A 15012-nucleotide genomic window follows, 5' to 3' on the forward strand; every position below is an offset into this window, starting at 1 on the left:
GCGACTGTATTATCAATTAATGGTATTAATTAATTATATTTAATGTCGTTAATCATTGTCTCCAAAGCCCGTAACTAAGGGGAGGGCAGGGTTTCTATTACATAACAAAAGCATCGCAGATCCAATTATAATCGGACCTGCGATGCCCTTAAGTATCTGTCACTTGTTTAACTGGAATCATCATTTCTTGTTTGGCAAGTTGTAGCTTTCACGGATCAAGGAGAAATAATGATCGGCGCGAACGACTTTGAAATCTGCCCCGAGCTGTTCAGTCAGGGCCAGCGCATCGGAAGGTGTCATACTCCATGCAAGCATACCGAGTGAGACAAACAACGGTGACTTCCCGTCCCAATTCGCTTTGGCTTCATTGAGCACCTGCAATCCGTCTTGAACGGTGCTGATCCCGCGGATCGTAGATACGGGCAGGCTGTCGCCGATAATTTCAACCCCGTATTTGTCTTCATAACTAATAAATAATCCAGGTACGTTATATTCCTCCTCATAAGCTTTTGCTTTATCCGGTGACAACGGCACATTCTCGCTATCGACTCGGTTCAGTACATAAGGGATTGTCATTCCTGTCTTTCTCATATACTTTTCGGTTTGTTGCAAAAATGCCCGGAAGCTTGCATCAGGCCATGGACTCGGATAGAAGTAACCGGCACCGGAAGGTCCGGCAATAAGCAGATCGTTCTCCGTTGCCGTGTTTAGATAGTAATTCAATATGGCAGGGGCACCTTCATAGAGCAATGGGCTAGAGGTCCAGTTAATTGGAACCTTGCCTCGGGCCGGATCATCCCACATGACGCGCATGCGATGCTGGTTATATTGAAAGTTGTCGCCTTCCGTAAAGGTGTATGTTACGTAAATTTTGTTCTCAAGCGCCGGCCGAGGAGGCGTTTTCGCCAGCTTGAAATCCGGCTTGGTTCCCGAGAAGACCGTCAGATTGCTGAACCAATCGGCCGCCAGCACATAGACGCCATAACGGGAGGCAATCTCGACCGAGCTGAACTCGCCCTCCACATCATTGCTGAACCAGCCGAGGTAAGGGGTACCCGGTTTCACCTCCGACATGATTTTCTCGAAGAGTGCCTTTTGCTCAGGTACATTGGAATCGAGCCAGAATACCATCGCTTTATTGGCGACGGCGTAATCTCTTAAATAGCCATAGGGTTCCTGCTGCTCGGCAGAGGGAGGACGGATATTCCCTGCCGAAACCTTGTACTGGTTCCACATATCGACTTCAGCGGTCAGTTTCTGTGTTCCCGCAGGCGGAGTGAATTCATACACAAAATAACTGCCGTTATCGGCAAAGCGATGACCGCCTTGGCCTTCACTGAACTTGGAGTTTTGCCGATCATAGAGATAAGACTCTTCTTCAGGGGTTCCTGCGATGAAGGACGCTATCTCTTTGCCGTCGGCCTTGACCGTAACTTCATGTACTGCGGGTCCCCAACCATCCTGGGTGAAAGCATCATCAAAGCGCAGATAAACCGCTGATTCTCCCAAGAGCGAGGAGAGGTCGAGGCTATAAGTATCACGGTTGCTTGCATCCCGCACCTGCTGTTTCTCTTCCGCAATCGTCACGAACGATTCAGGCATTCCGGAAGGAATACGAATCGCTGTATCCGGATCCAGCCCGATCAGCATCTGATGAGTCGTCTGCTTCCACAGATGCTCATATTGCCAGGTGTAAGCATCAAGCCGGTTATCAAATTTGCCGCGAAGATCGTCCAGAATCCTCAAGTTGAATGGAGCTTTGGACAATTTGTCGGCCAACTCCGGGCTGGCAACGACTGCATTCTTCAAACCTGCGAGCGTGGTGGCGACATTAATCGTATCAGGAACTTCTGGATCATATACAATCATGCCTTTAACCTCGCTGCGATAAGCGGAGAACACGTCCCAATAATCTTCATGAAGCGTGTAAGGCACCTTTATATCCGTAAGCCAGGTTAATTTCCCTTCTTCCTGGGATTCAATCAAATAGATTCGGGGTTCTTCCCTGTTAACGATTCCCTGCAAGGTCCCTAACAACAATTTAATGTCACCTGGCGCATCATAAATATCTGCGACATCCAGATGCTTAGGCTTCTTGAAGCTTGGCAGTTCGCGGTTCTTGGAGCCGTTAGGTTGCGCTGACTGTGCATCCGTTCCCGAAGCGTAAGCTGCACCGGTCGTTAATGAAAAAGCACATAGGATAGCTAAACAGAGAATCGTGAATCTACGAGCCATGGCGAATTCACTCCTTGTTATGGTCTATGGTCAGAAAAGCAAGCGTGTGTATCCGTAAACATCGTTCCTCCTTTTGCGGCCCAATAGCCGTCAACACTACGCTTATCAACACATATTTAATATATTCAAGTATGGTTTTACAAGTAGTTCGACAAAACTTCCTATAATTCTTGAAAATCAGGCAATTTAAACACAGGTATATCAAGGGTTTGTCGTAATGCGCTGTTGATCGACTCATGCTTGTTTATTGCGCTTGTATGTGTAAGGATATATTATATATTTCAAATATCATGAATGAATTGGTGATGTGATTAGAATGAGTGCAAACGATCGAATTCCGTTGTATCAGCAAATCCAGGACTATATCCGACACGTCATAGCAGCAGAAAATATGAAGCCAGGTGACCGCATTCCGACAGAAAAGGAGCTGATGGATCAGTTTCATGTCAGTAAAATAACCGTTGCCAATGCCCTAACCGGATTAGCGAATGAGAAGTTGATTGCCCGTGTGCCGGGCAAAGGCAGTTTTGTAGCAGAGGAGGCCGACTTCTCACCTGCGGGCCAGTTATCGACCACGTCGCTTAAGGGAAGAGACGGGAAGCTGGCCACGGGCATGATTGGCGTGATTATGCCCACCATCCATGATTATTTCGCGATCAGACTCATTGAGGGAATCCAAGAGGCACTGAATCATGAAGGTTATCGCAGCATGATCATGTTGACGGATGGCAAGCTGGAAAAAGAAAAGGATGCCATCAAAGAGCTGAAGGCTCTCGGAGCCGAAGGCCTGTTGATTTTCCCAGTCGACGAGGAGAACTACAACGAGGAAATACTGGGTATGAAGTTATCCGGGTTTCCTTTTGTGCTGATCGATCGGTATTTACCTGGGGTCGAGACCCACTATATTGCCGCCGATGGAAGGCGGGGCACGAGACTTGCCGTTGAACATCTATGGGTGCTTGGACACCGCGACATCGCTATATGCTCGGATTCTCCCCTTCAAACCGTCACAGTTCAGGAGCGGATCGAAGGTTACATTGATGCTTTAAAAGACAAAGGCGCATTAATCAATCCGGCGCATATGATTACAGATTTCAAACCGCTGAACGTTCTCAAGGATGCCGAAGCTCATCCACTGTACCGGTATATCCGAAATCGTATGGTTACCGCCTATATTTCGCTGAACGGGAGATTGGGCGTACAAATCTATCAGATGGCCAAGCAAGCGGGGCTTAACGTGCCGGAAGACGTTTCGATCGTCAGCTTCGACGATCCGACTTCCATCGTGGAGGAATTCAGCATATTTACCCATGTGAAGCAGTTTGAATGGGATATGGGATATCAGGCTGCCGGCAAACTGCTCGAAGTATTGCGCGGTCATGGAGAAGTGAAGAGCTACAGCAAATTGCTGATTGAGCCTGAGCTTGTGATCCGCCAAACGTCGGGACATGTTCCACAAACATAATATTTACGCTAAAGAAAAGCCTTTTCCGTTAACTAACGGAGAGGGCTTTTTTTAGTTCTCTCTAAAAAACATATTGAATATATTGATATTATATATTATATTCTAGAAAATGATGACTAACCAAGAAGCACAAGTACATCTAACCTGAGCAGGGAGGTATAGAACGTGCCAAGAGATCGCAGAGAAGAGCGAACCGGGTTTCAGGAGTCGGCTCCGTATCATCCCGACTATGATCTTCAGACTGACTTTGTGATGGTCTACGGAATTGACGAAACGATGCCGGAGCGCATTCAGAAATGGAAGGAAAAAGGATATATCGTCCATTTGATGACAGGAGTCGCATGGGGGACATACAACAACTACCTGGACGGAGAGGTTGACGGCTTATCGCATTGGGATGAAGCGCAGACCGATCGTCATGGTGAGATGATCCTGCATGGGAGACGACCGGTTATTCCATACATGGTGCCAACGATTTCCTTTGGCCGATATCTAGCGGATCGAATACGCATTGCGGTTGATGCGGGCGTAGAGGCCATCCATCTGGAGGAGCCTGAATTTTGGGTGAATGGCGGATATTCGGAAGCGTTTAAGCGGGAATGGCTTCTGTATTACAAAGAGCCATGGATTCCACCACACGCTTCACCTGACGCACAATACCGAGCTTCCAAATTGAAAGCGCATTTATACACACGCGTGCTGGACCGGTTATGTGCAGAGATGAAGGATTACGCGCTAACTCGTTACGACCGAGTCCTTCGCTTTTACGTTCCGACCCACAGTCTGATCAATTATACGCAGTGGCGAATCGTCAGCCCGCAATCCGGGCTCGTTGAGCTTCCATCCATTGACGGATACATTGCACAGATCTGGACGGGGACATCAAGGACGCCGAACGTGTATGAAGGGCAACGTAAGGAACGGACGTTTGAAACCGCTTACCTTGAATATGGCGTGATGCAGGAGTTGGTTCGCGGAACTGACAGACGCATGTGGTTCTTGCATGATCCGATCGAAGATAACCCGAACCACACTTGGGCGGATTACAAACAGAACTACTTAAAGACCGTGGTCGCCTCACTGCTGCATCCCGGGGTTGCCCATTACGAAGTTTCACCCTGGCCGCGAAGAATCTTTAAAGGAACTTATCCATCCGATGACGGCTCCGGTAAGGAGTCCATCCCGTCGGACTATGCAACGACGCTGCTCCAGGTCATGCATACGCTGGGCAACATGGGCCAGGAAGTGATCGTATCGGCGGAAGATGACTTGCAAGTTGGCGTTCTGATTGCCGACTCCGCTATGTTTCAACGGATGAAGCCGGAACCGGAAGCGCCCGATGCCGGCAAATACGACGGGACCGACCCTGAAGGATTTCAGGTGGAAGGGGACACGGAGCTTCTTGATTTCTCCCCTTTTTACGGTCTGTCGCTCCCGCTGCTGAAACATGGAATACCGGTTCGTCCGCTTCAGCTGGATAATGTAAGGCGGTATCCGGGTTATTTGGCTCCATACCGCGTGCTGGTTCTGAGCTATGAATTCATCAAACCGGAGTATCCGGACATTCATAATGCTCTTGCCCAGTGGGTGCAGGATGGCGGGGCGTTGATCTATGTTGGCGATGATAGCGACCCGTATCATGGCATTCGTTCATGGTGGAACAATGACCACAAGGATAACTCGTTTGGCCCGAAGTATAACTCGCCGCGGGAGCATCTGTTTGAGCAGCTTGGCCTGAAGGAGGAAGCGGACGGCATCCATCAGGCAGGAAAAGGCGTCGTGTGCTGGTTGGATCAACATCCAACTGACCTCACTCTATCCAAAGCAGGGGCAGACCAGCTGCGGCACGCCGTTCAAGCTACGCTGGAGGCACTTCACGGCACAGAACGACCGTGGAATTCCAAACACTATTTCAAGCTCAAGCGAGGTCCTTATCTGATCGCTTCGGTTCTGGAGGAATCGATTACCGATGAGCCGTTGAACATCTCAGGCCCCATCGTGAACTTGTTCGATTCGAAGCTATCCGTTCTGGATCAGGTTACGTTAAGTCCAGGGCAACAAGCGCTGCTCTATGATGTTGAGGCTGGGCGTCCTTCGGACGGCAAGGTATCTGTCATTGCCGCTTCCTCTCGAATCGAGGATCTTGTCCAGACGGAATCAGGCTTCCGATTCATTGCTAGAGGGCCGTCCAATCTGCAGGCAAGCGCGAGATTGTATTGCCCAATAGAGCCGATATCTGTTCAGTACGTTATTCAAGATCAAGCCGTACCTGCTGGATGGGTATGGGATCCGCAGTCGCTAACCGTGCTGTTGCAGTATGAACATGGCGGCGTGAACCATGCAGAGATCCAGGTGGATTGGACAGCAAGCGAAATTCATACCTGAACCTGCAACCGATTGGTGCAATAGAGAGGAGCAATTCATCATGCCATACGAACCGATAAGGCCGGAACGGTTAAAACAAATGTTAAACCATCTTCGGGAAGCTATATATGAGCCGGTTGCCGAGTTGGAAGTGACGGCATGGGTTACACCCGAGCCCGTATCGTACATGGATCGAATGACGGGCACGCAAATGACGCTTGTCCATGGCATGCGATGGGGGAGCCTGTGGGACTGTGCCTGGTTCCGATTTACCGGCAGCCTTCCGGAAAATAGCCGTAAGAAAGACCTCGTTCTCTTACTCGACATCAACGGCGAGTTGTGTCTGGTGGATCCGGAAGGATCGCCGGTCCAGGGATTGACTACCGTAAATTCGGAATTCGATTTCTCATTAGGACTCCCCGGCAAGCGTGTTGTCCGGCTTCATGACATGTACATGACCGGATCTGACATTGAAGTATGGGCAGATGCAGGCAATAACGATCTCTTCGGCAAATATCAGGGAGGCACCTTGAAAGAGGCTGTCATCGCGATCTGCCGGGAAGATATTCGCAGTCTCTATTACGATGTCGAAGTGCTCTTGGAAGCTGCCGAGCAGCTCCATGCCGGAACCGCGCGCAAAGAAAGAATTTATCAGGCGCTCAATGACGTTTCATTGCAGCTTACGGATTTCTCGCCGGAACTGGTCAATCAAGCGAAGAAGCAATTGGATAAACAATTAAGCTTGCAGGGGGGCGATCCGGTCTTAACGATCAGCGCGGTGGGTCATGCGCATATCGATTTGGCTTGGTTGTGGCCGATCCGCGAAACGATCCGAAAAGGCGCCAGAACGTTCTCGACCGCGCTTCGCATGATGGAACGCTATCCGGAGTATGTATTCGGCGCAAGCCAGCCCCAGCTATACGACTGGATGAAGTTGCATTATCCCGCGTTATACGAACAGATCAAGGAGCGGGTACGAGAAGGCAGATGGGAACCGCAAGGTGCCATGTGGGTGGAGTCGGATACCAATGTGCCGGGCGGTGAATCCCTGGTACGCCAGATCCTGTACGGTAAGCGATATTTTCAGCAGGAATTCGGCTTGGAGATGAAATCGCTCTGGATGCCGGACGTATTCGGTTACTCCGCAAGCCTGCCACAGCTGCTCAAGAAGTCGGGCGTGGATTATATGATGACCCAGAAGCTTTCCTGGAGCGAGTATAACCGGCACCCTCACCATTCCTTTCTGTGGGAAGGGATTGATGGCTCCGCTGTATTAACGCATATGCCGCCTGAAGATACATACAACAGCCCGGCAGCCCCTCGTTCCATCGCCAAAGCGGAGCGGGAATATTTAGATAAAAATGTATCCAGCCATGCCCTGATGCTCTTCGGCATTGGAGACGGCGGTGGGGGTCCTGGTGAAGAGCATTTGGAGCGGCTTGCACGCGAGAAGAACCTGCTTGGTCTGTCCCCTGTCATACAGGAGCCCTCGTGGAAGTTCTTTGAGCGATTAAATGAAGAACGCGAGTCGTTCCAGACATGGCGCGGTGAGCTTTATCTGGAAAAGCATCAAGGCACCCTGACCAGTCAGGCGCGAAGCAAGTGGTACAACCGGAAGATGGAGAAAGCGCTGCGTGAGTTGGAGTTTGCTTCCGTGCTGGCTGCCTGGTTAGGCAGGACATACCCGTCCGAGACGCTGGAGACGATCTGGAAAGAAGTCCTGCTGTATCAGTTCCACGACATTCTTCCGGGCTCTTCAATAAAGCGGGTATACGATGAGTCGTTAGTGCGGTATGAAGAGCTGCTATCCCAAACGGAAGCCATGAATGCCGATACCTATCGCTATCTGGCAGACCACATTTCACGTGATGCCGAAACTTCTCCCGGAACTGTCGTTTTCAATTCATTGCCTTGGGAACGCCGGGAGTGGCTGCATGCGAATGGACAATGGCATAACGTGTTGGTTCCATCGATGGGCTACGTCATCATATCAGATGTCGCCGATCCTGGAACCGAAGATGAAGTGGCATCTGGCATTGAAATGCTTCTAGAAACACCGGAAGCGGAATTAGACATTACACTTTCGGAACGAACCCTGGAGAACGATAAATTGATCGTGAAATTTGAACAAAACGGAGGCATTCTATCGATCCTTGATAAGGCGGAAGCTCGTGAAGTCATTCAGCAAGGCCACTCGGGTAACGTTCTTCGCGTGTATCATGACGAAGGAGATGCATGGGATTTCCGTCATGACTATTCGGAGAATCCGGGCACGCCGTTACACCTGCTGAACATGCGAGAGCTGCGAGACGGCCCGCGAATCGGGCTGGTCTTCGAGTACGCTTATGGGGAATCTACGCTGACGCAGAGCGTAGTGCTGACGGAGGGCAGCCGGCGCATCGATTTCGAGACGGCCGTCGATTGGAGAGAGAACGGCAGGATGCTAAGAACCTCGTTCCCGGTCAATATACGCACAGAGCACGTTCATTGCGAAATTCAATTCGGCAGCTTGAGCAGGCCGACCCACCGCAATACGATGTGGGATTTTGCGAAGGACGAGATTTGTGCTCATCAATGGGTTGACTTATCGGAGCCGGATTATGGGGTTGCACTGCTCAATGATTGCAAATATGGCCATCGGGCGATTCATAACGTGCTGGATCTGCATTTGCTCCGCAGCAGCTCTTATCCGGATCCGGATGCGGACCGCGCGGAGCACCGATTCACATATTCGTTATATCCGCATCAAGGGAACCATGTGCAAGCCGAAATCTACCGAAGAGGCAATGAGCTGAACATCCCGCTTCGTACGGTGTCCTTGCCTTCCATGCCTAATCAAGAGACAGGAGAGCTACCGTCATCCCAAGCATTTCTGAGACCGGATCATGCGAACATTATGGTGGAATCCGTCAAGAAAGCCGAGGATGGCGACGACATCGTGGTTCGTCTGTATGAAACATCGGGAACACATGCCAAAACGTCACTTCATTTCGGATTTGAAGCGGCCGAAGCCTGGACTACGGATCTGATGGAAAACGTCCTTACTGCGTTGCCGATTGATAGAACATCCAACACCATTGCACTTTCTTTCACGCCGTTTGAAATCATCACGCTGCGTTTGAGATTCCGTTAATATAACCGGGGCGGTCAATCCGCCCCACTGAAAGGAGAGGTGGGAATGTGAGCAAGTCACGATTAACCAACAACCGATTCATGAAACGAATCTGGCAGCACAAGCTCTTTTACTTGTTCATGCTGCCAGGCATCGTCTGGTTCTTTCTATTCTCTTACGTGCCCCTATACGGAATTCAAGTTGCTTTCCGGGACTATACCTTCGTTGGCGGATTTACCGGGAGTCCCTGGGCAGGATTTAAGTATTTTGAACAATTCTTCAATTACTATCAGTCTGGTGACATCATTCGCAACACAGTCATCATCAGTCTCATGAAGCTGCTGATTGGATTTCCGATGCCGATCGTTCTTGCGCTCCTGTTAAATGAAGTGCGGAAGATGAAATTCAAGAAGACGATTCAGACTCTTTCTTATTTACCTTATTTCGTATCCTGGATTGTGGTTGTCACGCTCATGCAGCGTTTACTGACTCCATATGGCGGTCCGGTCAATGACTTGCTGGGGTCATTTGGAGCTGAATCGATTCAGTTCCTGAACAACCCTACCTGGTTCTATCAGATGATTGTCGGGTCTGACATCTGGAAGAATATCGGCTGGAATTCGATTATCTTCATGGCCGCCATTGCGGGTATCGATCAGCAACTTTACGAAGCTGCCAAGATAGATGGCGCCGGACGTTTCAAGCAGATGTGGCATGTGACCCTTCCAGGTATCCGCAATGTCGCCATCATCTTATTTATTCTCGCCGTAGGGAATCTGATGAGCGCCGGGTATGAACAGCTGCTTCTCCTGAATGGACCTGCAACTGCCAGCATGGGCAGCGTACTGGACGTGCATGCCATCAATTCAGGTATCCGGGAAGGTCGTCTCAGTTACGCCGCTGCGGTCGGGCTATTCCAAAGCATCATCGGGCTCATTCTGGTTCTGACCGTTAATCGCATCGCCCGCAAAGTCAGTGATGTATCCCTGTTCTAAGGAGGTGACGTTATGAAACGTAAATGGTCTTTATTCTCGCTGTTCAATTACACCGTTCTCGCTATCATCGGATTTTCCATGATCTATCCGTTTATTTACATTTTGGCGTATTCCCTTAACGACGGGAAGGATTCGATGATGGGAGCGATTTATTTTTTGCCCCGTAAATTCACGCTGGAGAACTACGCGCAGGTATTCGATAATGCCCGCATCTGGAAGGCGTACCAAATTACGCTCATGCGCACCGTGCTGGGGACATTCCTTCATGTTGTGCTGAGTACGCTCATGGCCTATGCACTTTCCAAAAAGACATTGCCAGGCCGCTCTTTTTTCACCTTTTACATCTTTTTGCCGACGATTTTCAGTGCCGGGTTCATTCCGTTCTTCATCACGCTGCAAAAACTGCATCTGATCAACAGCTTCTGGGTGTATGTTCTGCCGATGCTGTTCAATTTCATGCACATCGTCATTATTCGAACCTTCCTGCAAGGCATACCCGAGGAGTTGGAGGAGTCTGCCCGTATTGACGGCTACGGTGATTTTCAAATCTTCGTGCGGATTATACTGCCGCTATCGGGACCGGTGCTTGCCACCATCTCTCTTTTCATCGGGGTGGCCCATTGGAATGACTGGTTCTCGGGAGCTTACTACGTATCCAACAAAGATTTGATCCCGGTGCAGACCCTCTTGCAAGAAATGCTGACGGAAGCTGAGGCACTGTCCAATTCGATGCAGCGAGCCGCGCAGCAGGGCGGGCAGACGATTGGCGGAACCAGCGGCGCCGGTGCTACTCCGGAATCACTCCGGATGGCCTTGCTTGTCATTACGGTCTTCCCGATCTTGTGTATCTATCCGTTCTTGCAACGATATTTCGTAAAGGGGGTTATGATCGGTTCGGTTAAAGGTTAGGTCATCCTGACCCGGAATTTGTCTAAAGCTTTACCAAGATCATTGATATCCATATTCCAGGAGGCGATAGGTTTGAAGAGGATTTGGTCGAAAGGCGTATCCGCATTGCTCGTGTCCATCATGGTTGGAGGTTTGCTGATCAGCTGCACGAATTCATCAGGGAACGGAGATAACGGAGAAGGTGCAGAAGGAGAGAATTCATACAAACTCAAAATACTACACAATTGGAATGGTTCAAACGGTTCCGATGCCATAACGCCCGTAGAGGAAGTCATCAAGGAGAAGACCGGCGTTACCCTCGAGTGGGAATATACGAAAGGCAGTGAGACTGAGAAGGTAAACCAGATCTTCGCCACGCAGGATTTGCCGGATATTTATACCGGGCCAGCCTGGGGCGGAGAATTGGATGGCATCATTAAGGCAGCTAAAGAGGGACAATTGGTGGATATATCGGACAAGCTAAAGGATTATCCGAACCTGTCCAAATCCATCGCGGAAGAAAATGTGCCGCCGGCATTATATGAGAAAGCGATTGACGCTTACGATGGCAAAAAATATTTGCTGCTGCAAAATCAGCCGGCCACAAACAAAGACGGGATGGATTGGCTCTATGGCTTCTACGTGCGCAAAGACATCGCCGAGAAAGTTGGCGTCGATCCGCAATCCGTTGTCACGAAGGACGATTTCTATAACTTCCTCAAAAAAATCAAGGATGCCAATCTGCAGGAGAACGGCCAGCCGGTCTTTCCGCTGGGCGGTTTCAGTAACGGCTGGGCTGTTGGCATCGGCAACACCATGTTCTACTCGGGTGCAAGCTATGTAGACAAGGGCGATGGAACCGTTGAGCGTGACTTTTTTACTAAAGGCTATGAGGAATACACCCTGTTCTATCGGAAGCTGGTTGAAGAAGGGCTGCTGGACCCGGAAACCTTTACCCAGACAGATCCGATCGCCAAGGAAAAAATCAATCAAGGCCGCATCGCCATTCTCGCCGCGCACTATCCGGCCATTCTGGATGCTTCCAAGGAGTATGCCACTTCGCATCCTGGAAGTGAGTATATTCCTCTCGGCCCATTGGAGCGCGCTGGCGTCGAGCCGGACAGGCCGGTTGATCTCGGAATTCAAGGCAACAACGTGACAGCCATTACCAAGAACTGTAAAGGCGCCTGCGTTGACGCAGCGCTGAAGTTCCTAGATTTCATGGCCTCGGATGAAGGCTTCATGCTGGCCAGATATGGAGTTCCGGGGGTTCACTGGGACATGAAGGACGGCAAGCCGGTTGCCAACCAGGAATGGTTTGACAAATTCAGTACGGACACCAACATGAAGCTGCGCAAGAACGAAGGCATCAGTATCGGTCTGGAATCACTAACGGGTCTTGATCGCATCAATTCGGTAGCTGGCGGAGACATCTGGGCCGAACAGGAACGGCTTGACGCCATGGAGAATGCCCGCAAAATCCTCCGACCGAACGGCATTCACGTGATTACCGCCTATAACCCGGGCGATGTTATCACGAAGGCGCCGGAATGGGAAATGCTGAAGCCATCGATGGATCGAATGGGGGATGCCTGGAAGGAAGCGGTATTCGCCAAATCGGATGAAGCTGCGATGAGCATCATTAACGAACTGCGAGAACAGCTCCGCAAGACCGGATATGAGAAAGCCATGCAGTTCACGAACGAAAATCTGAAGGGGAAAGACGTGGTAACCGTTCAGATGCCGAACTGATGACTTCCATCGTCAAGGGAGCCCGGTAATACGAAAGGCTTCGCAGCACCTTGGCAATCAAGGGGGCGGAGCCTTTTATGCTCTCCTTGCTTTAGTTTCTAAACTTTCCCAACCACAAGGATATGGAAGGGATTATCAAGAATTAACAAAACATGAAGGAGTTGAAGTCAGATGACAACGAAATTCAGACCTCCATCCGTACCCCTGGTCACCGTAGATCCTTATTTTAGCGTGTGGTCCGCTGCAGATCATCTCTACGATGATCATACCCGGCATTGGACGAACAAGATTCAGGGCATGGTCGGCCTTGCGATGATCGATGGCATGCCCAGACGATTTATGGGGAGGGTAGCAACAGCGGATTCAGCAGAACGTCCCGAGCTTGAAGCGCTTAAACAAACCGATCTGACGGTTGAGCCGGTTACCACCCGTTATACGTTTCAAGGGGAAGGCATTGAGCTCCAAGTTGAGTTCACCACGCCTTTATTACTGGATGATCTTGATCTGCTTTCTCGGCCTGTAACGTATGTGACTGTTCAGGTTCGATCGATGGATGGGCGTGAACATCATGTTAAGATCTACTTCGATGTTACAGGCGAGTGGTGCGTGCATGCACCAGAACAGCAAGTGACCTGGGAGCATCGCGTAATCGATGGACAATTGAATTTGATGTCGATGGGTACTGTCGAACAGCCCATCCTGCAGCGTGCCGGAGATGATACCCGAATCGATTGGGGGTATATGGTTCTGGCGGTTCCTCGTACGGAACGGATCCAGACGGTGATTCATTCTGTAACGAGCCGAGAGTTATATGTACGAACCGGTCAATTACCGCCGGAAGATGATCAGGAGAAGCCGAGGGCCGTATTCGATCAACTTCCCATTATGGCAGCCGAAATCGATCTAGGCCCGGTGCGAGAAGAATGGATATCCGAGTATCTGATGCTTGCGTATGACGATATTCATGCCATCGAATATTTTAACCAGCCGCTGGATGCTTACTGGAAACGAAACGGATTGACATTCCATGACATGCTGTTACAGTCAGCCGCCCAATACGAAGACATCATGCCATTATGCGAGAGCTTCAATCGCGAGCTGATGGCGGAGAGCCTTGCCGCAGGCGGCGAACAATACCGGGATATCTTGGCATTGACGTATCGACAGGCGATAGCCGCACATAAATTAGTTGCAGATGAAGCGGGGCATGTGTTGTTTTTTTCCAAGGAGAATTTCAGTAACGGATGCATCGCTACGGTCGATGTCAGTTACCCGTCGATTCCGCTGTTCTTAAGATACAATCCTGAACTGGTCAAAGGCATGATGCGCCCGATTTATAAGTATGCCATGAGCCCTGATTGGCCGTTCGATTTTGCGCCTCATGACGTGGGAACGTACCCTAAAGCTAACGGTCAGGTGTATGGCGAGAATAAGCTGGAATACCAGATGCCGATCGAGGAATGCGGAAATATGCTCCTAATGGCTGCCGCGGTGTGCAAATATGAAGGGAATACGGATTTTGCCCGGGAGCACTGGGAGCTTCTTACCGCATGGGCGGGGTATTTACTGCAGCATGGACTCGATCCGGAAAATCAGCTGTGCACGGATGATTTTGCCGGACATTTGGCGCATAATGCGAATTTGTCCATTAAAGCGATTCTGGGCATTGCCGCGTATTCGTACATGTGTGACCAGTTGGGCTTGCAGGAAGGAGCCTCTTATCTTGCAGCCGCACGAAATATGGCGAATGAGTGGATGTCCATGGCCGATGCAGGTGACCATTATAAGCTTACGTTCGACAGTGCCAACGATACCTGGAGCATGAAATACAATTTGGTAGGGGATCGCCTGCTGGAATTAAACCTGTTTCCAAAAGAAGTGGCTACCCAAGAGCTGGAATATTATAAGCAGAAACAGAATCGTTACGGCCTTCCATTGGATAGCCGCGATACGTATACAAAAGCAGATTGGCTCGTATGGTGCGCATCGATGAGTGCTACCCAATCCCAGTTTGAAGCCATGATTGCACCCTTATGGGATTTCATGAATGAAACCTCTGCTCGCGTTCCGGTGACCGATTGGTATGACACGATTAGCGGCAAGCAGATGAATTTCCAGAACCGCTCCGTTGTCGGTGGATTTTTCATCCAATTGCTGATGTCCCGGCCTGAATTAAATTCGTGATAAGACAGGTGATGCCA

The 15012-nt window shown here is 50.0% G+C and carries 8 protein-coding genes; 7 read left to right on the top strand and 1 reads right to left on the bottom strand.

The annotated features are described in order from the left end of the window. Positions 1-180 precede the first annotated feature (180 nt). Complete coding sequence (locus tag J7E85_RS20750) at positions 181-2235, bottom strand: GxGYxYP domain-containing protein (protein ID WP_215161036.1); 2055 nt, start codon at positions 2233-2235, stop codon at positions 181-183. 316 nt (positions 2236-2551) lie between these two features. On the opposite strand from J7E85_RS20750, the gene J7E85_RS20755 reads away from it, so the two are divergent. The 7 genes from J7E85_RS20755 (at position 2552) to J7E85_RS20785 (ending at position 14995) form a co-directional block, all read left to right on the top strand. After that, positions 2552-3700, top strand: coding sequence for a GntR family transcriptional regulator (locus J7E85_RS20755; RefSeq protein ID WP_215161038.1), 1149 nt, complete (start codon positions 2552-2554; stop codon positions 3698-3700). Positions 3701-3865: 165 nt separating this feature from the next. Continuing rightward, positions 3866-6085 (top strand): hypothetical protein, encoded by a 2220-nt coding sequence (locus J7E85_RS20760; protein WP_215161040.1) that lies wholly within the window; start codon positions 3866-3868, stop codon positions 6083-6085. A 40-nt stretch (positions 6086-6125) separates the two neighbouring features. Continuing rightward, a complete protein-coding gene (locus tag J7E85_RS20765; RefSeq protein ID WP_215161113.1) occupies positions 6126-9197 on the top strand; it encodes a glycoside hydrolase family 38 N-terminal domain-containing protein in 3072 nt (1023 codons plus the stop codon). A 47-nt stretch (positions 9198-9244) separates the two neighbouring features. Further along, positions 9245-10171 carry an ABC transporter permease gene (locus J7E85_RS20770; protein ID WP_098744568.1) on the top strand — a complete coding sequence of 309 codons (927 nt, stop codon included), beginning with the start codon at positions 9245-9247 and terminating at the stop codon, positions 10169-10171. A 12-nt stretch (positions 10172-10183) separates the two neighbouring features. Continuing rightward, the gene (locus tag J7E85_RS20775; RefSeq protein WP_215161042.1) at positions 10184-11080 is read left to right on the top strand and encodes a carbohydrate ABC transporter permease; all 897 of its coding nucleotides are present in this window, start codon (positions 10184-10186) and stop codon (positions 11078-11080) included. Between the two features lie 72 nt (positions 11081-11152). Further along, complete coding sequence (locus J7E85_RS20780) at positions 11153-12811, top strand: extracellular solute-binding protein (protein WP_215161044.1); 1659 nt, start codon at positions 11153-11155, stop codon at positions 12809-12811. A gap of 171 nt (positions 12812-12982) precedes the next feature. Next, positions 12983-14995 carry a glutaminase family protein gene (locus J7E85_RS20785; RefSeq protein ID WP_215161046.1) on the top strand — a complete coding sequence of 671 codons (2013 nt, stop codon included), beginning with the start codon at positions 12983-12985 and terminating at the stop codon, positions 14993-14995. Positions 14996-15012: the final 17 nt, after the last annotated feature.

The organism is Paenibacillus sp. ISL-20 (assembly GCF_018613005.1).
Classification (GTDB): Bacteria; Bacillota; Bacilli; order Paenibacillales; family Paenibacillaceae; genus Paenibacillus_AQ.

Excerpts from the sequence above, each read along its gene's own strand:
- J7E85_RS20785 (WP_215161046.1), top strand. The coding sequence starts at position 12,983 with ATGACAACGAAATTCAGACCTCCATCCGTACCCCTGGTCACCGTAGAT.
- J7E85_RS20765 (WP_215161113.1), top strand. The coding sequence starts at position 6,126 with ATGCCATACGAACCGATAAGGCCGGAACGGTTAAAACAAATGTTAAAC.
- J7E85_RS20775 (WP_215161042.1), top strand. The coding sequence starts at position 10,184 with ATGAAACGTAAATGGTCTTTATTCTCGCTGTTCAATTACACCGTTCTC.
- J7E85_RS20755 (WP_215161038.1), top strand. The coding sequence starts at position 2,552 with ATGAGTGCAAACGATCGAATTCCGTTGTATCAGCAAATCCAGGACTAT.
- J7E85_RS20750 (WP_215161036.1), bottom strand. The coding sequence starts at position 2,235 with ATGGCTCGTAGATTCACGATTCTCTGTTTAGCTATCCTATGTGCTTTT.